Source organism: Collinsella sp. AF18-8LB (assembly GCF_003459795.1).
Classification (GTDB): Bacteria; Actinomycetota; Coriobacteriia; order Coriobacteriales; family Coriobacteriaceae; genus Collinsella.
Window position 1 is genome coordinate 68545 of the sequence record NZ_QRWU01000007.1, and the last position, 23765, is coordinate 92309.

At 60.0% G+C, this 23765-nt stretch carries 23 protein-coding genes; 2 read left to right on the top strand and 21 right to left on the bottom strand.

What is annotated here, in order from left to right; translation table 11 throughout:
- Positions 1–123: 123 nt before the first annotated feature.
- From DWX25_RS07555 to DWX25_RS07575, 5 genes are all read right to left on the bottom strand, one after another.
- Positions 124–1056 (bottom strand): 1-phosphofructokinase family hexose kinase, encoded by a 933-nt coding sequence (locus tag DWX25_RS07555; RefSeq protein WP_117799251.1) that lies wholly within the window; start codon positions 1054–1056, stop codon positions 124–126.
- Between the two features lie 189 nt (positions 1057–1245).
- Positions 1246–2178, bottom strand: a complete 933-nt coding sequence (locus DWX25_RS07560) for a 1-phosphofructokinase family hexose kinase (protein WP_117735074.1) — start codon at positions 2176–2178, stop codon at positions 1246–1248.
- 74 nt (positions 2179–2252) lie between these two features.
- Positions 2253–3956 (bottom strand): phosphoenolpyruvate--protein phosphotransferase, encoded by a 1704-nt coding sequence (ptsP, locus tag DWX25_RS07565; RefSeq protein ID WP_117735073.1) that lies wholly within the window; start codon positions 3954–3956, stop codon positions 2253–2255.
- A 133-nt stretch (positions 3957–4089) separates the two neighbouring features.
- A complete protein-coding gene (locus DWX25_RS07570) occupies positions 4090–4353 on the bottom strand; it encodes an HPr family phosphocarrier protein (protein WP_022094575.1) in 264 nt (87 codons plus the stop codon).
- A gap of 421 nt (positions 4354–4774) precedes the next feature.
- Complete coding sequence (locus tag DWX25_RS07575; RefSeq protein WP_117794269.1) at positions 4775–6784, bottom strand: fructose-specific PTS transporter subunit EIIC; 2010 nt, start codon at positions 6782–6784, stop codon at positions 4775–4777.
- A gap of 272 nt (positions 6785–7056) precedes the next feature.
- Between DWX25_RS07575 and DWX25_RS07580 the strand changes: the two genes are divergently transcribed.
- Complete coding sequence (locus tag DWX25_RS07580; protein WP_118273438.1) at positions 7057–7914, top strand: MurR/RpiR family transcriptional regulator; 858 nt, start codon at positions 7057–7059, stop codon at positions 7912–7914.
- A 59-nt stretch (positions 7915–7973) separates the two neighbouring features.
- On the opposite strand, the gene DWX25_RS07585 is transcribed toward DWX25_RS07580, so the two are convergent.
- The 14 genes from DWX25_RS07585 to alaS form a co-directional block, all read right to left on the bottom strand.
- The gene (locus DWX25_RS07585; RefSeq protein WP_117799250.1) at positions 7974–9602 is read right to left on the bottom strand and encodes a DNA repair protein RecN; all 1629 of its coding nucleotides are present in this window, start codon (positions 9600–9602) and stop codon (positions 7974–7976) included.
- Positions 9592–10452: an NAD(+)/NADH kinase gene (locus DWX25_RS07590; protein ID WP_117735069.1), complete on the bottom strand. Its 861-nt coding sequence runs from the start codon at positions 10450–10452 to the stop codon at positions 9592–9594. Before DWX25_RS07590 ends, DWX25_RS07585 begins: the two co-directional genes overlap by 11 nt.
- Positions 10449–11252, bottom strand: coding sequence for a TlyA family RNA methyltransferase (locus DWX25_RS07595; protein ID WP_233505267.1), 804 nt, complete (start codon positions 11250–11252; stop codon positions 10449–10451). Before DWX25_RS07595 ends, DWX25_RS07590 begins: the two co-directional genes overlap by 4 nt.
- A gap of 34 nt (positions 11253–11286) precedes the next feature.
- Positions 11287–11526 carry an exodeoxyribonuclease VII small subunit gene (locus DWX25_RS07600; protein ID WP_006233978.1) on the bottom strand — a complete coding sequence of 80 codons (240 nt, stop codon included), beginning with the start codon at positions 11524–11526 and terminating at the stop codon, positions 11287–11289.
- Between the two features lie 2 nt (positions 11527–11528).
- Positions 11529–12116: a transcription antitermination factor NusB gene (gene nusB / locus DWX25_RS07605; protein WP_147326609.1), complete on the bottom strand. Its 588-nt coding sequence runs from the start codon at positions 12114–12116 to the stop codon at positions 11529–11531.
- 3 nt (positions 12117–12119) lie between these two features.
- A complete protein-coding gene (locus DWX25_RS07610; protein ID WP_006233982.1) occupies positions 12120–12482 on the bottom strand; it encodes an Asp23/Gls24 family envelope stress response protein in 363 nt (120 codons plus the stop codon).
- Positions 12483–12506: 24 nt separating this feature from the next.
- Positions 12507–13070 carry an elongation factor P gene (efp, locus tag DWX25_RS07615; RefSeq protein ID WP_117799248.1) on the bottom strand — a complete coding sequence of 188 codons (564 nt, stop codon included), beginning with the start codon at positions 13068–13070 and terminating at the stop codon, positions 12507–12509.
- Between the two features lie 159 nt (positions 13071–13229).
- On the bottom strand, positions 13230–14360 hold the full coding sequence (locus DWX25_RS07620; RefSeq protein WP_117799247.1) for a Xaa-Pro peptidase family protein: 1131 nt from the start codon (positions 14358–14360) through the stop codon (positions 13230–13232).
- Between the two features lie 133 nt (positions 14361–14493).
- On the bottom strand, positions 14494–15603 hold the full coding sequence (locus DWX25_RS07625; protein ID WP_117799246.1) for a hypothetical protein: 1110 nt from the start codon (positions 15601–15603) through the stop codon (positions 14494–14496).
- Complete coding sequence (locus DWX25_RS07630; protein ID WP_117799245.1) at positions 15600–16133, bottom strand: shikimate kinase; 534 nt, start codon at positions 16131–16133, stop codon at positions 15600–15602. The genes DWX25_RS07625 and DWX25_RS07630 overlap by 4 nt, the downstream gene beginning before the upstream one ends.
- An 8-nt stretch (positions 16134–16141) precedes the next feature.
- On the bottom strand, positions 16142–16639 hold the full coding sequence (locus tag DWX25_RS07635; RefSeq protein WP_117799244.1) for a YqeG family HAD IIIA-type phosphatase: 498 nt from the start codon (positions 16637–16639) through the stop codon (positions 16142–16144).
- Position 16640: 1 nt separating this feature from the next.
- Positions 16641–17663, bottom strand: a complete 1023-nt coding sequence (gene mltG / locus DWX25_RS07640; protein WP_117799243.1) for an endolytic transglycosylase MltG — start codon at positions 17661–17663, stop codon at positions 16641–16643.
- 355 nt (positions 17664–18018) lie between these two features.
- Entirely contained in the window at positions 18019–18447 is a 429-nt protein-coding gene (gene ruvX / locus DWX25_RS07645) for a Holliday junction resolvase RuvX (RefSeq protein ID WP_117799242.1), read from the bottom strand.
- A gap of 17 nt (positions 18448–18464) precedes the next feature.
- The gene (gene alaS, locus DWX25_RS07650) at positions 18465–21122 is read right to left on the bottom strand and encodes an alanine--tRNA ligase (RefSeq protein WP_117799241.1); all 2658 of its coding nucleotides are present in this window, start codon (positions 21120–21122) and stop codon (positions 18465–18467) included.
- 198 nt (positions 21123–21320) lie between these two features.
- Here alaS and DWX25_RS07655 point away from each other — a divergent pair, with 198 nt between their 5' ends.
- Entirely contained in the window at positions 21321–21560 is a 240-nt protein-coding gene (locus DWX25_RS07655) for a hypothetical protein (RefSeq protein ID WP_117735061.1), read from the top strand.
- A 6-nt stretch (positions 21561–21566) separates the two neighbouring features.
- Here DWX25_RS07655 and DWX25_RS07660 read toward each other — a convergent pair whose 3' ends face one another.
- Positions 21567–22976 (bottom strand): AI-2E family transporter, encoded by a 1410-nt coding sequence (locus DWX25_RS07660; protein WP_117799240.1) that lies wholly within the window; start codon positions 22974–22976, stop codon positions 21567–21569.
- Entirely contained in the window at positions 22973–23764 is a 792-nt protein-coding gene (locus tag DWX25_RS07665; RefSeq protein ID WP_117735059.1) for an RNA polymerase sigma factor SigF, read from the bottom strand. Before DWX25_RS07665 ends, DWX25_RS07660 begins: the two co-directional genes overlap by 4 nt.
- Position 23765: the final 1 nt, after the last annotated feature.

Here is a 23765-nt window from a genome sequence, read left to right on the forward strand (position 1 = left end):
CACACGCGAACCCACTTCGCGCACGATTGAGCCCCAAGGGCTCGACAGCAGGCTTAAAAAAGCACCCGTCTCGAAAATCCGAGACGGGTGCTCGACAAGCAAAGAATGTAACCGTGTGCCGCGCTAGCAAACCTGACGGATGGCAATACCCTTCTTGTACTCCTCCACCTTGGCAAAGTCACCCAGACCCGGGCACTCGACCACGTTGGCGCCGGTTGCCATCGACAGGCGCAGGGCGTCCTCGACGCGCTCGGGGGCGTCGTGCCACACGGACAGGAAAGCGGCCAGGGAGGAGTCGCCCGCGCACACCGTCGACAGCAGCTTGACGTCGAAGGTGCGGTTGGCAAACCAGATGTGCTCGCCGTTGGAGAAGTACGCGCCATCGCCGCCAAGGGTCAGCAGTACGTTCTTAGCGCCCTTGGCATGCAGCTCGGCCATGGCACCCTTGACGGACTCGTCGTCGCCACCGCTCACCTTAATGCCAAAGATATCGAGCAGCTCGTCGTCATTAGGCTTAATCAGCAGAGGCTCCATAGCAATGAGGTCTGCCAGCTGATGGCTCGAGATGTCGAGCACGAACTCGGCACCCTTGGCCTTGACGCGGCGAAGCACCTCGGACAGGAAACCCTCGGAAGTGTTGGGGGGCAGTGAGCCGCTAATGACCAGGCAGGTCATGTCGTCGAGCGAATCGATGAGCTCGAACATCTCCTGCTCGTTGGCCTCGTTGATGGCGGCACCGGCGTTGACCATGTTGTACTCGGTATCGGGGCCCGCGTTGAGGAACACGTTGACGCGCGTGATGCCATCGGTCCACACGGGCTTGACGGGTACGCCCAGGGCCTCGGCGCCCTTGACGATAAACTCGCCAGAAAAGCCGGCGAAGAAGCCCAGGATCGTGGTGTCGACGCCGTAGTGATCGAGGGTGAACGAGACGTTGAGACCCTTGCCGTTGGGCGTGTAAACGGCGTTGCGGGTACGCGTGACGGTGTTGGCGTCAAGACCGTCGCAGGCGATGTTGTAGTCGATGGCGGGATTTGCAGTGAGCGTGTAAATCATGAATGTTCCTTTCACAAAGCAACGTGTTAATGAAAGTATATTCCACACATTGGTAAAAGGCTAGGACAACTCGGTAAACGGTGTGAAAGCGATGGAGTACGGCAGAACATGTCTCCCCCATGGGCGAACAAAAAAGGCGCCCCGGCCGAAACCGGGGCGCCGCATGCGCACGAATATGTCGCGTTTCGATTACTGACGATCGAGCTTGCGGACAGCAATGCGCTTGCTGTACTCGTCGACGTGACCAAAGTCGCCAATGCCGACGGACTCGGCAACGTTGGCACCGGTGGCCATAGCGAGCTTCATGGCCTCCTCGACGTTGTCGCGGTTCTTGTACCACTTGTGCAGGAACGCAGCGAGGGTGCAGTCGCCGGCGCAGACGGAAGAGACCAGCTTGATGTTGAACTCACGCTTCGCGTACCAGATGTCCTCGCCGTTAGAGAAGTAGGCGTCGCCGCGGCTACCACGGGTGAGCAGCACGTTCTGAACGCCGGCCTCGTGAGCCAGCTTCATGGCAATGCGGACCTCGTCGTCGGTATCGACCGGCACACCGAAGATAGCCTTCATCTCGTGATGGTTCGGCTTGATGAGCAGCGGCTTCTTGTGAGCGAGCTCCTTGAGCTTGTCGGAGGACAGGTCCAGGACGACGTCGGCGCCACGAGCCTGAGCGTGCTCCATGACCTGAGCCAGGAAGTCGGGCGTGGCTTTGGGAGGCACGGAGCCGGAGACGATCAGGCACTCAAGATCGCCCGCGGTGTCCAGGATGTTGTAGAGCTCCTCCTGGTGCTGCGGCGTAATCGGAGCGCCGGGGTTCAGGATGCCGTACTCGTGCTGGCCATCGTTGACGTAGGTGTTGATGCGCGTGATACCGTCGGTCCAGACCGGGCGGCACAGGCAACCGAGGTTCATGACCTCCTCGACGATAAACTTGCCGGTGAAGCCAGCGAAGAAGCCGAGCGCGACGGTGTCGACCCCCATCTTCTTGAAGGCGAAGGACACGTCGAGGCCCTTGCCGTTGGCCGTGTAGCTGGCCGAACCGGTGCGGACGTTCTCATCGGGCTCAAGCGGAGAGCTCGAAACCGTCATGTCGACAGCCGGGTTAGCAGTTAGCGTGTAGAACATTTACAGTACCCCCTGTATACGTGAGGGCCGCGTGGCCGGCCCATTCCAGCCACGCGGTTACCTCTGATACCAAATTAGCGAGCTGCGGACTCGAGCAGCGCCTTGACCTCGGCGGCGGTGTTGCAGGCGAGCGCCTTCTCGGCGAGCTCGTCGCACTCGGCCCTGGTCCACTGGCTGATGGTCTTGCGGGCGCGCAGGATCGACGGAGCGCTCATCGAGAACTCCTCCAGGCCCCAGCTGATCAGCAGCGGCTCAAGCAGCGGATCGGCAGCGGCCTCGCCGCACATGCCGACCATGATGCCGGCCTTCACGCCGCTCTCAATGATGTTCTTGAGAGAGCGGAGCACGGCGGGATAGTACACCTGGTACAGGTTGGAGATGGTGTCGTTGCCACGGTCGGCGCACATGGTGTAGCCAATCAGGTCGTTGGTGCCGATGGAGAAGAAGTCGGCGACCTCGGCCAGGCGGTCAGCGAGCAGCGAGGCGGCAGGCGTCTCGACCATAATGCCGACCTCGATGTTCTCGTTGAACTTGCGGCCCTCTTCGGTCAGCTCGGCCTTGCACTGCTCGACGAGCTCCTTAACGGCCACGACTTCCTCGACGCAGGTGACGAGCGGGATCATGATCTTGACGTCGCCAAAGGCGCTGGCGCGCAGCAGGGCGCGGAGCTGCACCTTGTACTGGTCGGGGTTGGCCAGGCAGTAACGCACGGCGCGGAAGCCCATGAAGGGGTTCTCTTCCTTGACCATGTGCAGGTACGGAATCTCCTTGTCGCCACCCACATCGAGCGTGCGGATGATGACCGGAGCGCCCTTAAGCGCACTGGCGACCTTGCGGTAGGCGTTGAACTGCTCCTCCTCGGAAGGAAGCTCGGCGGAGTCCATGAACAGGAACTCGGAGCGGAACAGGCCGATAGCCTCGGCGTCGTGATCGAGCGCGTTGGGCACGTCATCGGGGTTGCCGATGTTGCAGGCGATGATCTTCTTGATGCCATCGGCAGTCACAGAAGGCTTGCCGCGGAAGGACTCGAGGGCTGCCTTCTCGGCAGCGAAGGCCTCGGCCTTGGCGGTGTAGGCGGCAAGCGTCTCCTCGTCGGGATCGGCCTCGACAACACCCTTGCCACCGTCGACGACGACGGTCATGCCGTTGCGCAGTGCGGTGCAGCTGTTGGAAACCGAAAGGACGGCTGGAATCTCAAGGGCACGTGCGATGATCGCGGAGTGCGACGTACGGCCACCGGTCTCGGTGACGATACCGGCAACGTGAGCTTTGTCGATCGTGGCGGTCATGGACGGCGTGAGGTCGTGCACGACAACGACGGTGTTCTCGGGCAGGACGGAGAGGTCGACGACCTCCTTGCCCAGCAGCTCGGCCAGAATACCGGTGCGGATGTCGGCGATGTCGGCCGCGCGCAGACGGAACATCTCATCGTCCATGGACAGGAACATGTTCTCGAACATGGTCGAGGTGTCCATGAGCGCCTGCTCGGCGCAGGTGCCGCCATCAATGGCGGCGTTGATGGCGTCGGTCATGCCCGGGTCCTGAGCCAGGACAATGTGTCCGCTCATGATCTCGGCCTCGGCCTCGCCCACCGTCTCCTTCATGTGGTCGGCCTGAGCCTGGGTCTTATCGCAGAAGACCGAAAGAGCGGTCTGATAGCGCTCCTTCTCTGCTGCCGAATCAGCAACCTCGTGCGGCTCAAACGTCAAGTCGGGATCGACGGCGACCATGACGGTGCCGATACCAATGCCCTCAGAAGCGTTGACTCCCTGATACATTCCCATTCCTCTCTCCGTGTCATGTGATAAAGCGTTTTGCCATATCCATGACAAAAGAGCGCAGCTACCTTAAAACAGGTCACTGCGCCCCCAAATATGAACTTAGTTGTTCAACATGCGACCCGTTTGAGTTCTACTCGCCAAGACCGCTCTTGATGAGCTCGATGGCAGCAGCCAGAGCCTCGGCCTCGTCAGCGCCGTCGCACTTGACCTCAACCTCGGTGCCGCAGGGGATACCAGCAGCCATGAGGGCCATCGGGGACTTGCCGTTGACCTCCTTCTCGGGGGTGACGACCGTCACGTCACAGGCGTACTTGCCCATGGTGGAGGCGAACAGGCCAGCCGGACGCATGTGCAGACCCTGAGGATTAACGAGGGTAGCCTTCTCAGAAACCATAATTGACTCCTTTTTTGTGTTTAACCCCTGTCATGCATGCGACAGGAGTCAGATTCACGACGTTGTTTATATTAACTCACATCAAACGGTTTTTCATTGTGTTTCAGACGAATTATTGGACAGATGTGTTTGTCGTCCGCTTGCTCGCCGGGCGGGGCGGTTAAGTTTGCTGCTCTATAGTCCTGCGCAAGACGGAAAGCACATTAAGTGCTTTCCTTTGCGTGCGGAACTCGCGACAAACTTAATCGCCCCGCCCGGCGAGCAAGCTGCGGAAACTCGGTCGGTCCAGAGCAATGTCGGCTGAAAGGAATTCTGGCTGATGGGATCAACCGGTGTGTTCTCTATTTTCGAAAAAGGCGGAGGCCCTGGAGAGGGTCTCCACCTTTATTACAGGGGGCGATGTAATTCGCGAACTGTGGGATTAGACCAGGCGGGCGTTGATCGTCTTTGCGATCTCGGCGGCGTCGGTGGAACCCTTGACGGTGGCACGGAAGTCCTCGTCCATGAGCGCCTCGGCGACCTTGGACAGGATCTTGAGGTGCGTGGTGCCAGCCTGGGCACCCGGGATGAGCAGAGCGATGGCCACGTTGACGGGAGCGCCGTCCATGGTGTCCCAACCGGTCACGCCAGACTCGTCCTTGACGACGATGACGGCAGCCTCGGTAATGGCGTCGGACTTGGCATGCGGAATGGCGAAGCCCTCCATCATGCCCGTGGTGCCCTCGGCCTCGCGAGCCAGGAAGGCGTTCATCACGGCGTCGGCGTCACTGGCGATACCGGCCTTGACAGCCTGGTTGGAAACGAAGCTCAGAGCCTCGTCACGAGAAGTGAAGTCCTCGGCGACAAAAACGTTCTCGACCTTCACAAAGTCGGCAGCCTCGGCCTTGGGGGCCTCGACAACAGCGGGCTTGGGAGCCTCGACCGACTTAGAGGGAGCAGCAGGAGCGGCCTTCTGATTCTTCTCGAAGTCGTGCTTCTTGAAGGCCACGAACAGGATGCCACCGACAACGGCGCCGATGAGGATCGCGAGGACCCACAGCGGACCGTTCTCGACAACGGGCAGGACCAGGAAGCCACCGTGAGGCGCCGGATCGTGAACGTTGAACATAATGGTCAGGATCGAAGCGATAGAGGAACCGAGCATCATGATGGGCATGACGGGCCAGATGTTCTTGGTCATGAACGGAATGGCGCCCTCGGTGATGTGGGTGCAACCAAGGATGAGGTTGACGATACCGGCGTCATGATCCTCCTGGCTGAAGTACTTCTTGCCGACAACGACGGCGAAGGTGGTGATCAGCGGCGGAACGATGCAAGCGGCGGAGACGGCAGCCATGAAGTTGGTACCGAAGTTGTAGGTGTCGGTGCCAACACCGGCGGCCAGGGCCTCGGTGAGCATAGCGGTACCGGTGACATAAGCAGCCTTGTTGACCGGGCCGCCCATGTCAAAGGCGCACATGCAGCCGATAGCAAGACCCAGAACAACGGCGCCAGAGGCGGACAGACCCTTGAGGAAGTCCATCATGGCGGTGTTGATGGCAGCCATGGGGCCGGAAATGCCGAGCATGACCAGGCCGACGATAGCCGTCGAGAACAGCGGGTACAGGAAGATTGCCTTGAGGCCGTCCAGGTTTTTGGGCAGACCGGCAAAGACCTTCTCGAGCAGTAGGATGACATAACCGGCGAGGAAGCCACCGACGATGCCGCCGAGGAAGCCGAAGCCCACGCCGGCGCCACCAGCGTCGATCAGGCCGGTCTCGGCGTTAACAGGCAGGCCCTGGATGGCGATCATGCCGGCAACAAAACCGGGGACGAGCGCCGGGCGCTTGCCGATGGATTCGGCGATGTAGGCGGAAAGCACGGGAACCATGAGGTTCATGGCAATGCCGCCGATGATCTTGAGCATAGCGGCGAAGCTGTTGTAGTCGGCAGCCGTCGAATCGAAGGACGTGATGCCCCACAGGAACGAAACGGCGGTCAGGACACCACCGGCGACGACGAAGACCAGCATATGGCTGACGCCGTTCATAAGGTGCTTGTAGATGACGTGGCCGATGGACTCCTTCTCCTCGACCTCGTCCTCGACATCGGCAGCGGCTGCAACCGTGCTGTCGCCCTTGGCGGCGAGCGCGCGGTCAATCAGCTTACCGGCGGCCTCAACGGACAGGGCCTTGGATACACCAACGGAAACCATGGGCTTGCCGGCAAAACGCTCGGCCTGGACATCCTTGTCAGCTGCGACGACGACGGCCTTGGCGCCAGCGATCTCGCTCTTAGTGAGCTCGTTCTCGACACCGACCTGGCCATGAGTCTCGACCTTAATGGTCAGACCGCGCTCGGCAGCTGCCTTCTCCAGCGCCTCCTTCGCCATGAAGGTGTGCGCAATGCCGGTCGGGCAACCGGTCGCGGCAATGATGTCAAACTTAGCCATGTGTCCCTCCTTTTTAAGTTTTGCGCCCGCAGGCGCTCCCCTACACGCGCGTCCTTGCGCGCTTTTCCACAACTGAAAGATACCAACCTACCGTCCGCGTGAGAAGAGACAAGGCGCAATTCTCCGGTGAAAGGTTCTTTCATAACCGTAAACGGTAAGTGAAAGTTTACCATCAACACTTGAAACGGCAAGGTGTATCTTGTAATTGACAATCCCCCTATACTATGACATTACAAAACGAGTCCGATTTTCATGCCAACCAGGAGCCATCCATGACCGATAGTAGCAAGAGCGCGCTTTCCCTCATTAGTACCCATCAGGGATATAGCGAGTCCGAGCAGCGCATTGTCGACTATATATTGGAGCACCAGTCCGAGGCGCCACGCCTCACGGCGGCTCAGCTCTCGCGCGCCGCCGCCACGTCCGAGGCGACCGTTTCTCGCTTCTGCCGCAAGCTTGGCTTTGGTAGCTTCCGCAGCTTTCAGTTTTCGTTGGCAAGGGATTTGGAAAGCCAGCGCAACGAGGGCCTGACTGACGAGGTCTCGCTCGACAATATGGAGCAGAGCCTCAAGAACATACTGGCTGCCAAGGTAAGCGAGCTTAATGCGACCATCGACGGGATCGACCACGATACGCTGGCGGCTGTTGTGCATGCCCTTAAGCATGCAGGGGTTATTGAGTTTGCGGCTGTGGGCAATACGAACGCGGTCGCGCTCGATGCGACGTTTAAGTTTTCGCAGCTGGGCCTGCGCTGCATGGCAAGCACCATTAGCGAGACATCAATCGGCTTTGCGCTCACGTTGCGCCCGGGTGACGTCATCGTGCTTATCTCAAACTCCGGCAAATCGCGCCGACTGAATCGCATGGCAAAAGCGGCTCGCGACTGCGGCGCAACCATAGTCGTCATCAGCAGCGACAGCAAATCCCCGCTCGCGCGCCTGGCAGACTACACCTTTAATACCGTCAACCACGAAGCGCTGCTGACGACGGGCGACTTTGCGTTCTCTAAAATCAGCGCAACGATGATCATCGAGGTTATCTACAACTTCCTGCTGCCCGAAATCGAGGACGCGCGCGAGCATATCAGCTACTACGAGGAGCTCATCCAGCCGGACAAGGTCGTTGAGTAAAACGCGTTGTGGGACAAAAATTACAGTCTATTTTGTCCCACCAACACCGCTGATACGACCTAACCTCGAGCTTCTTCGAGCATCTGCTTTGCGTGAGCCAAGCTTGCCTCGGACTGATCGCCGCTGAGCATGCGGGCGATCTCGGCGGTACGCGCTTCGCCGGTTACCTCGTCCAAATGCGTCTGGGGAACATCGCCCGGTTCCTTGCTGACAACATAATGCTTGTCGGCCATGACGGCGACCTGTGCCAAGTGGGTTACGACAATCACCTGATGCGTAGCGGCGAGATCTGCCAGCACGCCTGCAAGCGCACGCGCCGTGGAGCCACCAACACCAGCATCAACCTCGTCAAACACCAGCGTATCGACACCGTCTGCGTTACCGAGGACAACCTTGCTTGCCAGCATGACGCGGCTTAGCTCGCCGCCCGACGCAATTCGGCGCAGGGGGCGCGGCGTCAAACCGGCACCGCTGCGGTATAGCAGCTCGTAGCTCGAAGGACCAACGGGCGTCCACTCAGCACGGGGAAGATCACGTGACTCCCAGACGAGCTCGGCACTACCCATCTCCAAGCGCGCCATCTGGCGGCCAACCTCATGGCAGAAGCGCGGGGCCGCCGTATTGCGAGCGCGCTTAAGTGCCTTGGCAGCGGCAAACAACTCGCGCTCAGCGATCCCGAGCGCCTCACGCGCCTTTTTGATCTGTTCATCGCCATCATCGACCAGGGACAGCAGTTCTTGCGAGCGATCGCGCATGGCAAAAACATCGTCCATGGTGGGACCCCACTGACGCAACAGGCCCTTGAGGTCGGAATACCGCTCACGCATGCGAGCGAGCTCGCGCGGGTCGAAGGCGACGCCATCGCGATAGGCACGAAGTTCGTTCGCGCAATCCTCAAGGGAGATACAGGCATCCGAAAGCGCATCGCCAATGTCACCCAGTTTGCGATCGACGGCAGCCATACGGGAAAGCTCTGCCACGGCACTGTTCACGGCATCGAGCGCTCCCCCTTCGGCGGCAAGCGATGCATGGGCATCGTTAGCTGTGGCAACCAGTACCTCGGCATGTTCGGAGCGCGGCAGCAGTTCCTCGAGTTCCTCATACTCGCCCGGCTTGGGATCGACCTCGCCGATGCGCTCGAGGGCAAAGCGCGCCTCCTCGACGCGGCTCCCCTGCGCACGCGAGGCCTCTTCGACACGTCGAACTTCCTTGGCGGCAGCGCGCGATGCCTTAAAGCAGGTGCGGTACGCATCCAGCGCCTCGAGCGCAGAGCGCCCCGCCCAGGCATCGACCATCGCAACGTGATGCGCCGGGTCGAGCAAGCGCTGATGCTCATGCTGCCCGCACAGATCCATCATCACGCCAACGCACTCCGAAAGCTCGCGCACGCTGGCGATGCGGCCGTCAATTTTTACGCGACTGCGGCCCTCGGCGGAAAGGCTGCGCTGCACGGTGAAGCCTTCCGTGTCGTGCGGCCCGTCGAACAAGCGCGCCTCGACGCTCGCCAGCGCCTCGCCCTCGCGCACCATCGACGAATCCGCGCGCTCGCCCAAAATGAGCTTGAGCGCCGAGAGCAGCGCGGTCTTGCCGGCGCCGGTCTCGCCGGTCAGGACAGTCAGGCCGGCACTCGGCACCAACGTCGCCTCGCGAATGAGTGCAATGTTAGAAACCTGCAGCTCATCGATCATGACGGACTCCGTAGAATACGCGGCTCACCGAGTTATAAAAGCTCTCGGGGCCGTAATCGAGCAGCAGCACATCTCCGGGCCCACGGCGCGCCGCCACGCTCTCGACGGTGCCATCGCAGGTAATAAACTGTCCATCGATAGCGATCGCCGGAACGCTCGGGCGGTCATCAGACATAAAGATTTCGACGACATCACTCGGCGAAGTCAAAAAGGCACGAGCCTGAATGGTGTGCGGGGCAATGGGTACGCAGACCATGCCCGTATAGTCGGGGCTCACGATGGGGCCACCGGCACTCAGCGCGTACCCCGTAGAACCAGTCGCCGTGGACACGACCACGCCATCACCACGCAAGCGATCGATATGGTGGCCGGAAACCGTGATGTCAAACTCGACCATATCGGAAAGGGGGCCGCGCGTGAGCGCCATGTCGTTGAGGGCGAACGTGCGCACGACATCCTTCGTGCCATCGTCGCGCACGGACACGATATCCGCGGCGATCGTGGCGCGACGGCTCACGTGCAGCTCGCCGGACAGGGCATCGCTCACGACCTGCAGGATGTCGCGCTCCTCCGGACTCGCAGCAGTTAAAAAGCCCAGGTGGCCATAGGAAAGACCGAGGATAGGAATCTCGCGATAGTTGAGGATACGAGCCGCGCGCAGCAGCGTGCCGTCGCCGCCGAGCGTAATGACCAGGTCGGCATCGTCAACATCGGGCGCGCTCTGGATCTTGGAGCGCTGATCGGCAGCCCATGCCACCTCGTAGCCCTGGCGCGAAAGCCAAAGCTCGAGCATCAGGCCACTCTCGACCGCCTCTTGCTTGTAGTAATTGGGAACCAGAAAGACCTTCATAGCGTTGCAGCTTTCTCGCTCAAAACCGATACCTGGGATTGCAGCTCATCGTCGGTGCGTTCACCGGGGGCAAACCTCGTGCCGCACAGGAAAAACTCAACGTTGCCCTTGGCACCATGAATGGGTGATACGCACACATCGACCGGGAACAGGCCCTTGGCAGCAAAGAGCTCAATCGCCGCCGCGAGTGTATCGCGGCGCACGGCGGGATCGGTCACAATGCCGCCCTCACCCACCAGCGCCGCCGGAGCCTCAAACTGCGGCTTTACGAGCGTGCAGAATGCGCCCATAGGTGCCAGGCACGCCAGCACCGCATCGATAATGTTCGCAATGCTGGTAAACGAGACATCACACACAGCCAGGTCGATGGCGCCCGCATAGCCAAGCTCGGGCAGCTGCGTCACGTTTGTGCGCTCATGCAGTGTCACGCGATCGTCCTGACGCAACGACCAATCGAACTGGGCGCGACCCACGTCCACCGAGACAACGGTCGCAGCTCCGCGCTTGAGCAGGCAATCGGTAAAGCCGCCGGTAGAGCAGCCAACATCCAGACAGGCAAGGCCCGTCGGATTGATGCCAAACGCATCAAGCGCGCCTTCGAGCTTAAGACCGCCGCGGCCGACATAGGGAATGCGCCCCTTCACGTGCAGCGGCAGACCCGGGGTCACCTTAAGGCCCGGCGAAGTCAAGCGCTCGCCGCCACTCGAGACCAAGCCGGCCATAAGAGTGCGAAGGGCATCCGCGCGATCGGCGCAGATGCCCTGTGAAATCAGTTCGTCATCAAGACGCACGCGTTTCATGAATGCCATCAACCATTCGTATCCGGAGATGCGGCTAGCTATCTTGGGATTCGTTTGCCGCGTCCTCATCGTATTCCTGCTCGAGCTTATCGGCCTCACGCGGAGTCAGCTCAAACTTGTCGACCATATCGACCGCGCGGGAGCCCAGCTCAATCGCCTCGTCAAACAGATCGAGTGAACGCTCCAAGGACGTATCCTTGGAGCGAACGGTAGCGATGATCTGGTCTAGACGGTCCGAGATCTCGTCAAAGTTGCGGACAGAACCCTCTGGCATGACTACTCCTCGACGGAGTCGGCCTCGACGGCCTCAGCAGCGTCCGCATCCTCGGCTAATACGCCGGCGGCAGCCTGAGCGGCAGCGACCTTGGCGGCCGCCTCGGCAGCCTGTGCCTCCTCGCGAGCGCGATCCTCGGCCAGCAGCTCCTGGTACAGGTCCTCGCCCGGCAGCTCCTCGCTGCGAGCGATCTTGCCCAGCACGCCGTTGACAAACGATGCGGACTGGTCGGTACCATAAGCCTTAGCGATTTCTACGGCCTCGTTGATCACGATAGCGTCCGAAACCTCTTCGTCGGTGAGGAAGCGCATCTCATAGACAGCGATACGCAGCAGATTGCGGTCGGCACCGGGCATGCGCATAAGATCCCAGTTCTTGGCGACGGCGCGCAGGGCACAGTCGATGCGATCAATATGCTCGTAGGCACCGCGGCAAAGCACCAGCGCATAGGGGTCGAGGGGACCCTTCGAGATCAAGAAATCGCCCTCGAGGACGCGCTCGAGCGGGCTGTCCGTGGCCTCGGCCTGGAACAGCAGCTGCAGCGCCTGACTGCGGGCAAGCGTACGCCCGCGATAAACCTTAAGGCTCAAAGGTTACTCCTTGGGGAAAACGAGGCCATCGATGCAAACGTCAACGCGCTCGACCTCAACGCCCACCTGGGCATCGATGGCGGCGACCACGGCGGCGCGAACGGCCTCGGCGAGTTTCTTGAACGGATAGCCAAAGAACACCACGACACGCACGGTGAGTGCGAGCTTGTCGCCGACGACCTCCGCCTCGACCGCCGGCTCGGAAGCCGGGGCCTTGGACGAGAGCATCATGGAGACAAGGTTGGTGGCAAGGTCCTTGACGCCAACGGAGGCGATGCCCTCGACATCGGACACGGCGCGCGAGACGATGGCGGTCAGAACATCAGGCGAAATGCCGATGCCGTCAATCTTGATTTCCTGGGGCATGAGTCCTCCTAGAAGAGTTGGTTGCTAGACGCGGGAGACGAACTTGCCGTCGCGGGTGTCAACCTTGATGACCTCGCCCTCGTTGAGGTACATGGGGACCTGGATGACAGCGCCGGTGTCGATCGTGGCCGGCTTGGTGGAACCCTGGACGGTATCGCCCTTAAAACCCGGGTCGGTCTGGACAATGGTGGTCTCGATGAACATCGGCGGGGTCACGCCCATGAGCTCATCGTCGGCGAAGAGCAGCTGGCAGACGTCGTTCTCGCGCAGCCACTTGGAGTTCTCGCCCACCATGTCCTCGGGAACGGGAACCTGTTCATAGGACTCGTTGTCCATGAAGATGTAGTCGGTGCCATCGTTGTAGAGGTACTGGAACTCACGGGTGGTGAGCATGACGCTCTCGAACTTGGTGCCGGCGTTGCAGGTGTTCTCGACGACGCGGCCGCTCTTGATGTCGCGGGTCTTGTAGCGCACAAACGCGCCACCCTTTCCCGGCTTGACATGCTGGAACTCGACGATGGTGTAGACCTTGTCCTTAATGCGGAGACCGAGGCCGTTCTTGAAGTCGGCGGTAGAAATGGTAGGCATAGCGACCTTTCTTGTTATAGGCAGAACGCACAAGCGTCCAAATTACATACGACCGAAATTATACACTTGCAGACGGCGCCTGCAGCGAGCGCATAAAAAGAGAACGCGGGGCGCCCGAATCATTTCGGACGCCCCGCCCCAAACTATCTACGAAGTAGACTAGCAGTCGATAACGTGGAGGTCATGCGGGGTCTTGGTGAAGGGCTCGTAGCCGTTCTCGGTGACCACGCCGTAGTCCTCCAAGCGCACGCCGCCCACACCGGGCAGGTACACGCCGGGCTCCATGGTAATAACCGAGCCAACTTCGATGATGTTCTTGCTACGGTTGAAGTTGGGCAGCTCGTGGATGTCGATACCGACGCCGTGGCCCAGGCCATGGTTGTAGTAATCGCCATAACCGGCATCCCCGATAATCTTCTTAGAAAGCTTGAAGATGTCGTTGCCCTCGACGCCCGGATAGATGGCGGCGACGCACTCCTCGTGCGTACGGCGCACGAGCGCGTACAGGTCGAGCTGCTCCTGGGTAGGCTCGCCCATCACGACGGTACGCGTCATATCGGAGCGGTAGTCGCAATAGCCCGCGCCGTAATCCATGAGGACGAAGTCGCCCTTCTCGATCACGCGGTCACTCGGGACGGCGTGCGGGTTCGCAGTGTTGGGACCGCTCGCGACGATGGAGCCAAAGGCCAAGCTGTCGGCGCCGTTGGCGAACATAAAGTTCTCAAGCTCGTTGCGAACCTGCTTCTCGGTCATACCAGGCTTAATAAAGCCGAGCATATGCTGGAAGGCGGCGTCGGTGATCGACTGTGCGTGGCGCATGAGCTCGATCTCCTCGGCATCCTTGACGGCGCGCATCTTACGGATGTCGTCGTGCATCAGCGGCAGCATGCAAGCGACGGAGCGGTCCTCCAGGCCGCGCTGAATGCCCTGGTAGAAGTTAATCTGCATATCGTCCTCGACAGCGCAGACGCGGCACTTGTTGGCCGCGATCTTGCCGGCGACCCAACCGGGGATGGTGCCCTCGTCCATGTCGTAGACCCAGGGACTGCCGGCGGGCGTGTTCTCCTCAAAGCTGTTGAGATAGCGCGAATCGGTATGGAACAGGCACTGGTCAGCCGTAATAAACGCCGCGTGCGGAAACTCGAAGGTGTAATCGAAGACGCCCTTCACGCCCGTAAGCCAACGAAGATTTGCCTCGTCGCGCACCACGATGGCGTCGTAGCCACGCTCGACCATCAGGGCACGGACACGCTCGATACGACCGGCAGGACCGCCAGCAAACTCAGACATGCAGATTCCTTTCTTGTTGTCGTCACATAAAGACGGGACGGGCTCAATCAGCGTACGAAAACGTAAGCGATTCGTAACCGATTGAAAACCCGTCCCTCAACATGATACGAAAGACGATGGATGTCAATAAATCTTAGAGAAGTTCCTTACGAGAAGCCAGATACGCCTGGGCATGGCGCTCGAGAACCTCGTCCTCCACGCTGGTCAAACGTATAGCGCCAAGCGCCGCGGGCAACGGCAGCATGCTACGGTTCGAGCGCGCAAACTGCTGCCTGCGGAACTCCTCGACAAACGCGGTAGGCTCCAGGTCGAAGGCAAGTTCCTCGATGTCAAAGTCCTCCAGGCAGTCATCGACATCAAACACATAGTCGATATCGAAGTCGCAGGCATCATGTGCTAGGCGTGCCTCAAAGCGCATGCCCTCGGACAACAGCTGGTAGGCAGGGATCCGCGAAGCGGCATCTCCCAAGCAGGCGCGCAGGGTGCGTTCCCCCGTCTTGCCAAAATCGAGCGCATGGCGAGCGCTCGGGTTCGTGGCCATCAATACGTCCTTGCGGGCAGTCTGAGACCATTGAACGGCATTGACCAGCGCGACCTCCTCACCCGCGAGAATCTCGGGGACGGTCTCAGTAAACTGATTCCAGCGAGACTTGCTGCTGGAGAGCATGGTGCCCACGAGCACGGCATAACCGCGCTTGAGTTCCTCAGGATCCACATCGCGGACAAGATCGAGGTCGCACACGACCAGGCCCGGTTCGGGACGAAACGCGATAGCGGGAAGCGCATTCGCCGACGAAGCGACGAGCGGCTTCATGGTCGTCGCGACCGTGAGCATGGCGTCGAAGGTCGTCGGCAGCAGCGCGCACTCGGTTCGGCCACACCACTGGTTGGCGCACCAGCTAACGACCGAGCAGGTCGCCGTGTCGCCGACGGCGACAACGAGATCGTCACAGGTAATGCCGTTAGCCGACAGGGCGCCAAAGACGGTATCGGCATCGGCCAGCGTGGCACCGGCAGGCGAAACCTCGAGGACGAGCAGCGACACGGCAAAGCCGGCGTCGACCAGCGCATGCTCAACGACCTCGCCAAAACGCTCTGACGTGGCGGTGTTCCAAACGACCATCGCACGCTTAGGCTTGCCCACGGCCGAGGCAAACATACGCGACAGCTCATCGAACGCGCCCAATCCGACACGGACATCGACGCTGCGGTTTTGGAAATTGATCAGTTGACGGCGAATCATAGCAGTCCACGCTCCAAAAGCATCTCGGCACAAAGGTAGGAAACATCCTCGAAGGACTTGTTGCGAATATCAAGGGTAAGGTCGGCGGCCTGGCGATACAGCGGACGGCGATGCTCAAACAGGCGCGCGGCATGGTCGGGCGAGCGGAAATCGGGGCGCGTGTCGCACCGACGAATCTGGCGCAACGAGTCCTCGAAGTCGCCCTCGAGGTACACGCACGTACCCATTTCGTGCATCAGTTTAATGTTCACTGGCGTCTCGACGATGCCACCCCCGCACGATACCAGCAGGCTGCGCTCGCTTTGAAGCGAACGGAGTGCCGAGGTCTCGAGCTCGCGAAAACGATCCTCGCCCTCGGTCTCAAAAATCTCGGTAACCGACTTGCCGCATCGACGCACGACCAGGCGGTCGGTATCGATAAAACGCCGCTTGAACATGGTGCCGACGTTGCGCGCGAGCGTCGATTTGCCCGCGCCCAAAAAGCCGATAAAGAAGATATGGTCGCAGCCGTGTTTGATGTGCTGGGACATAGAGAGACCTATTCCTCGCAGGGAAGGTCGCGCAGGGCCCGGCGCTCAAAGATACGGAAGATCTGCGTGTACCACAGGTCCTGGGTTGCTTGCGGCTTGACCAGGATGGTATCGACGCCGGCAAAGTTGCCGCTCCACACGTCCGTGTAGAGCTGATCACCAATCAGCACCGCCTCGTCGGCCGTGGCGTCGAGGCGCTTAAGACCCGCCTTGAGGGCAAACGGCGCCGGCTTCATGGCGTGGCTGATGGCCTCGAGCCCCAACTCGCGTGCAGAGCTCATGACCTGGTCGCGATGCCAGTTGTTGGACACCATGCACAGCTTAAAGCCTTTGGCACGGGCGGCATCGAGCCAAGCGGAAACCGCGGCGGGAACCTGCTCGGTATCGCGCGGCACCAGGGTGTTGTCGCGGTCGAGCAGAATGGCTCGCTTGCCGTCGGCCCACAGGGCATCAAGGTCGATGCGATCGACCGAGGCAACGTATCGTTTGGGGCTAAAAATCCTCATGCTAATTCCAAGACTGTTGGTGCTCTTCGTAGGTCTTCGAGAAATACTCCTCGTCCTGCGTAATGTAGAAATACAGGTCATCGGAGTCGGTCGGCTCAAGGGTAGCCTTGAGCGCCTCGAGCGACGGAGAGCAGATGGGCGTGGGCGGCAGGCCCTCGTGCTTATAGGTGTTATACGGGCTATCGCTCTGCAGGTCGTCGGCGGTAACCTCGCCGCCGGTAACGTACATCATGGTCGCATCGCTGTTGAGATAACGCAGACCGTCAAGCTTACCGGCAAGGCGGTTGTAGAAGACCGAGGCCACGTGCGACCGTTGATCGGCGTTGAGACCCTCGCGCTCAACGATAGAGGAAAGGTTAACGATGTCGTAATCGGACATCTCCACACCGTAGCGCTCCTTGATCTTGGCCTCGCAGCTTGCAAAGTCAAGCGACTTGTACTCGGTCTTAAACTGATCGAGCATGGCGCGAATCACATCATCGGCCGTCGGCGAATCGCCCAGCGAATAGGTCTTGGGAAACAAGAAGCCCTCGAGCGAATCGTTTGCAGCACCTCTAAGGAAGCTATAATCGTCCACGTAGTTGGAGGCCTTGGCCTGGTTGAGGAAGTCTTCCTTAGAGATGCTGTCGTAGGCCTGGGCCACACGGTCGGCGACTTGATCGACCGTCAAGCCCTCGGGAATCGTCAGCGCATTGGAGCCCGCGTTGGGGCCTTCCATGAGTTGCTGCACCACCTTAGTCGCATCCATGAGCGTGGTGAACGAATAAGTGCCGGGCTTAAGCGACATATCGGCGCTGAGCTTTTTTACCGCCGCATAGTAATCCTTGGGATTTTCGACGATATGATTCTCGGAAAGAATCGAGGCGATCGTATCGCCCGAAGCACCGTCGGGAATGGTCACCGTAACCTGCTGACCAGCCGTGACCTTCGAATCCTCGCCGGCAAAGAAGCCCTTGACGACTGGCACGACAAAGAACACGATCGCGACAAGCGCAAGCACGGCGACGACGCCACCGATAATCATAGGCACCGGGGAGCTTTTCTTTTGGGAACCACGGCGGGTGTGTGTGTTATAGCTCGATCGCGTGGCCGGAGCAACGCCGTGCGAGCCATGAGCGTGATGCGAATGCGATTGGGGGACCTGCGTTCGCTGGATAGGTGCCTGCTGCTTAAAGCGGGTACCGCCTGCAGGCTGGGCCGTACGAGCAGTGGGCTGCTGACCCGTCCGCTGAGCAGGTTGGGCCGAACGAGAGGAGGACTGCACCGGGCGCGCGGCAGACTGAGCTGCGCGCTGTGTCGTCTGTGCCGGACGCTGGCCAGGTTGGGTAGGGCGCGGCACAGGCTGTCGTGTACGAATCGGCTGGCGCGGATCGGAAGCGCTAGGCATGCGAGACCTCCTCGTTTTTACGATCAAGCCACGTCTGCAAAAACAGGCTAGCGGCAATCATGTCAATCTTGCCCCTCATCTGCTTTTCGTTGAGTCCCTGCTCGCGCAAGATGCGCTTGGCCTCTTGCGAGGACAGGCGCTCGTCCTCAAACTCCAGCGGAAGTTCGAGCTCGTCGGCAATCTTTTGCGCTACGGCGGCGACGCGCTCGGCCTGGGGGCCGGGCTCACCGGCCATAGTCAAGGGACGCCCGCTTACCAGGATATCGGGCTCATAGTCCTCGACCAGGTAGCGAAACGTCTTGGCCATACCGGTGACCTCGGCAACCGGAAGCACCTTGACAGGCATCGCTATCTTGCCATCACGGCTCGAGACGGCAATACCGATCCTAGTCTCCCCTATGTCCAGTGCGAGCGCGACCACAGCGACTACTTAGGTTCTTAGGCGCCGAGCGCGGTCTTGGCGGCCGCGAGGGCATCGGCGATACCGGCGGCGTTCTTGCCACCGGCCTGAGCCATGTTGGGACGACCGCCACCGCGACCATCGACCAGGCCCGCGATCTGCTTGATCACGTTGCCGGCGTGGAAACCGGCCTTCACAGCGTCATCGGAGCCGGCGGCGAGCAGGGCCGGGGTGCCCTTCTCGGTAACGCTGGCAACTACGCAGGCGACGGGGCCGGCAACCTTCTGGTGCACGGTATCCCAGACGTTGCGCAGGTCTGCGGCCTCGAGACCCTGGAGCTCAGCGACGACGAGCTTGTATCCATTCAGCTCGACAGCGCCGTCGATGGCGCTGGAAATGGCGTCGGAGGAGCCACCGGTCAGAGCCTTCTTGAGCTTGTTAGAAGTCTCGCGCAGCTCGGCCTGCAGGTTCTCCACGCGGGCGGGAACCTCGTCGACGCGGCACTTGAGCGCAGCGGCGGCAGCGTCAACGAGCGCCAGGCGGTCGTCCATGTAATCGAGAGCGCCCTTGGAGGTCACGGCCTCGATACGCCGGACGTTCGAACCCGTGGAGGACTCAGAAATGATCTTGAACAGACCGATCTCGGCGGTATTGGCGGCATGCGTACCACCGCAGAGCTCGCGGGAGAACGGCTGATCCTCGGCGCCCACGGAGACGACGCGGACGACGTCTCCGTACTTCTCGCCAAACAGGGCGACAGCGCCGGCGGCCTTGGCCTCATCGATGCCCATGACGCGGGTCACGACCGGCTTGGAAGCGAAAATCTGCTGGTTGACCAGGTCCTCGACAGCCTTGAGCTGCTCGGAAGACAGAGCCTCGAAGTGCGTGAAGTCAAAGCGCAGGTGCTCGGGCGTCACCAGCGAGCCGGCCTGGGAGACATGCTCGCCTAGGACCTGCTTAAGCGCGGCGTCGAGCAGGTGGGTGGCGGTGTGGTTACGGCGCAGGAAACCACGGCGCTCGGCGTCGAGCGCGGCGGTCACGGTAGCACCGACGGTCAGCGTGCCCTCGGCAACGTGCGCGACGTGAGCATACAGGCCATTGTGGTTCTTGGTGTCGGCAACAGTCAGAACAACGCCCTCGGCGGAAAGCTTGCCGGCGTCGCCCTGCTGGCCACCCATCTCGGCGTAGAACGGAGTGCGGTCGAGCACGACCTCAACATCCTCGCCGGCGGCAGCGGACTCGACGGACTCGCCGTTGCGCACGATGGCGACAACCTTGGCGCCCTCAATCACATCGTTGTCGTAACCGTCGAACTCGGTCGCGGCAACCTTGTCGGAAAGCTCGACCCACACGTCGTTGAAGCTGCCCCAGGCGTCGCCCTTGGCATTGGCGCGAGCGCGGGCCTTCTGGTCCTCCATGCAAGCGGTAAAGCCATCCATGTCGACGTCGTGACCGGCGGTGCCGGCGATCTCGACAGTCAGGTCAATGGGGAAACCAAAGGTGTCGTGAAGCTTAAAGGCAACATCGCCCGGAAGGACAGCGCCGTCGGCGAGCGCGGCCAGGGCCTCGTCCAGGTAAACGCGGCCGTTGTCGAGCGTCGTTGAGAAACGCTCCTCCTCGGAGGCGACGATGCCCTTAACGAGCGCGACGTTCTTGAGCAGCTCGGGATAAGCCTCGCCCATCTGAGCGTTGACCTCGTCGATAAACTTGGTCAGGAAGGCGCCCTCGATGCCCAGCAGACGACCGTGGAACACGGCACGACGGAGCAGGCGGCGCAGGACGTACTCGCGACCCTCGTTACCGGGCAGGACGCCGTCGGAGATCATAAAGTCAACGGCACGGGAGTGGTCGGCGATGATGCGCAGGGAGCGGCTGGCACCGGAGTAATCGTCGGCGTCATAGGTCTTGCCGCTGATCTTCTCACCGAGCTTGATGAGGTGCTGCATCAGATCGCCGTCGTAGTTAGCGGTCTTGTGCTGCATGATAGCGGCCATGCGCTCCAGACCCATGCCCGTATCGAGGTTGCGGTGCGGCAGCTCCGGCATGGAGCCGTCCTCCTGGCGGTCGTACTGGGTAAACACGAGGTTCCAGAACTCAAGGAAGCGGTCACAGTCGCAGCCAGGCTTGCAGTCGGGGCTGCCGCAACCGACCTCCTCGCCCATGTCAAAGTAGATCTCGGAGCACGGACCGCAGGGGCCGGTGGGGCCAGCGGCCCAGAAGTTGTCGTCCTCGCCCAGGCGGGAGATGTGATCCTCGGCAACGCCCAGAGAGCGCCACACATCGTGGGTCTCGTCGTCTTCGGTAAAGACGGTGAAGTACAGGCGGTCGAGCGGCAGCTTGAACTCCTTGGTGATGAGCTCAAAAGCCCAAGCGCAGGCCTGCTGCTTGGAGATGCCGCCAAAGGAGAAGTCGCCGAGCATCTCAAAGAAGGACAGGTGACGGCCGTCCTCACCGATGCAGTCGATGTCGTTGGTGCGGACACACTTCTGGCAGGAGATCGCGCCGATCTCCTTCATGGTCTTCTTGCCCTGGTAGTACTCCTTAAACTGGTTCATGCCTGCGTTGGCAAGCAGCAGCGAAGGATCGTCGGGGACGAGGGACGAAGAAGGATAGAGCTTAAGACCGCGCTCCTCAAAGAAGTTGAGGAACTTGGAGCGAATCTCTGCCGTAGTCATTGACGGGTAGTCAGCACTCATAGAGGGAATCTCCTCAGTTTCACATCGAAACAGTTCAAACGTAACGATATTACCATCCCACCGCGCCTGTGCAAAAAAGAGGGCCGCCAAACAGCGACCCTCCAGCGAAAGTGCACGTTATTTAGGTCTGTCAAATACTTTGAAAAAAAAATGATTTCGGTAAAATTTCATATAAGAATCGTCCGGAAGGAGCGATCGATGAATAGCAAACGGTTTGTCGTGAATGCACTAACCTCAGTAGCCCTTTTAGCAATCTTCGCTTACTCGAGCTGGTATGTGAACCAGCCGAGATTTGGCTACGCATTGTACGCAGTAACATCTGGCGATAAAGCGTATTACACCCTAAGCGCAATTGACGCCATCTTTTTCTATGTGGCTGGCCCCTTATCAATCGCTTTGATCGCGTTTCTTGTCATTTACAACTTCAAGAAACGTTAATGGGACCTATTTAGCATCCGAATCGTCCATGGAGCCGTCGATGCCGGTTTTGGTGTCGTCCGTATTGGAATCGTCATCCCTGGCGAAGGGGTTCTTGAAAAAACCGGTCGCATCGGGCTGCAGGCCCGAGAGCTTAATCCAGGGATTATCGAGCTCAGGCTTGGGCATGGCCTTGGCCTCGGGCGCAGTCTCGTTGCCGATGAGCTCAGACTCGTAAATGAACGTATCATCTCCGAGCGCGTCGTAGGCGGCGACCGGGTTGCCATCGGCATCGCGGTACGGCGTGCCCTTAAACACGGCGCCGTCATAGGCCACGAGCTGGCGGCCGGTCTCATTCTCGAAGTAGTACACGAAGATACCCTTGAGGGCCGCACACAGCGGGATGGCAATAATCATGCCGATGGGGCCCATGAGTGCCGAGCCAATAACGAGGGCCGTAAGGCTCATGATGGGATGCACCTGCACCGAGCTCTGCATGACCTTAGGCGAAATCACGTTATCGGTGACGTTTTGTGCGACCATCGTCACGACGAGCGTCCATAACGCCAACATGGGGCTGAACATAAAGCCGAGTACCGTGGCGATTGCTGCGCTCACCCAGGGACCGACGACCGGAACCAAATGCATGATCCCCGTAAAGATAGCCATGAGCGCCGCATACGGATGGCCGATGATCATAAAACCGATAAAGGCAAGGAAGCCACCGCAGATGGACGTCACGACCATACCGCGCATGTAGCCGCCGACGGAGCGAGAAAGGATGGCGACCATAAAGCGGTACGAAGTCTCCTTCTCCTGACCGATGATGGTGCAAATCTCGCGGTGGATGCGAGGGTAGTCGCATGCCATCCAGTAGGCAAGCACCAGACCAAGGAAGATCACGAACAACTGCGAGGCCGTATTGGTGATGAGCGGGAAAACACCGCGGCCAAGCTCGGCAGCAATCTGTGACACATACTTCGATGCCACGGTAACCAGCGACGAAAGATTATCGTCCAAATACTCCTTGAGCGGCGTGTTGTTGAGGGTCTTGGCATGCGAGATTATCTCATTGAGATCGCCACCCGCAACACGCAGCTGCTCGGGCAGGCGGCTCAGGACTTCCATGATCTGACCAAAAAGAATCGGCGACAAGATGCAAACGACACCGACGAGCACGGCAACGACCACAATAAGCGCGATAAGCGAACCGATGCCGCGATTCAAGCCATGGTGCTCGAGCCAGTTGGTGATCGGGGACATCACAAAAGCAATGATGGAACCGACAGTGAGAAACTCGATAACCGGTGCCAGGATGCCCATAAGGTTAAAGATGACAGCAGCAATAACAATGCAGCCGACAACAGCCCAAATGCGCAGCGTCATAATGCGGGTGCCGCGCAGCGCGCGATCGGTTTGCTGGGGGCGCTCACTCATGAACGAATCATCACTCCGTCGGGGTCGATCTTGTCCTGAATCTTCTTAAGCGTGCGGCGCAGCAGACGCGAAACCTGCACCTGAGAAATACCCAGCTTCTTGGCGATCTCAATCTGGGTCATGCCCTTCACGAAGCGCAGCTCGATCACCTCGCGCTCGCGCGGCGAGAAATCGCGAATGGCCTCCTCAATCACCAAGCGGTCATCGGTAAAGTCGAGTTCATTGTCCTCGTCGGCATAACGGTCGAGAATCGAAGGCGAATCGTCGGAATCAGATGTACCGGGAGCCTCGATAGGCACCGAGGTATAGGCCGAAGACGATTCCATAGCCTCGAGGACCTCGTCGACAGTCACATCTAGATACTCAGCGATCTCCTCAACCTTGGGCGAACGCTGCAGCTCGTTGGTAAGTTTGTCAGTAGCCTGGTTGACCTTGGCCGAGAGCTCCTGCAGACGACGCGGCACGCGTACGCTCCAGCCCTTGTCGCGGAAATGGCGTTTGATCTCACCCAGGATAGTGGGTGTCGCAAAAGTCGTGAACTCAAGTCCGCGTTCAGGGTCAAAGCGGTCGATAGCCTTGAGCAAGCCCAGATAGCCGACCTGCAAAAGGTCATCGAGTGGCTCGCCGCGATTCTTAAATTTGTTGGCAAGAAACCTTACCAGGTTCATATGGGACATGACGAGCTGCTCGCGGGCGTCCGGATCACCGGTCTCCTTGTAGCGGCGAAACAGCTCGCGGGTTTTCTCCTTATCCCAAGCGGTCTTGCCGCTCCGGGAACGTTCGGTCATA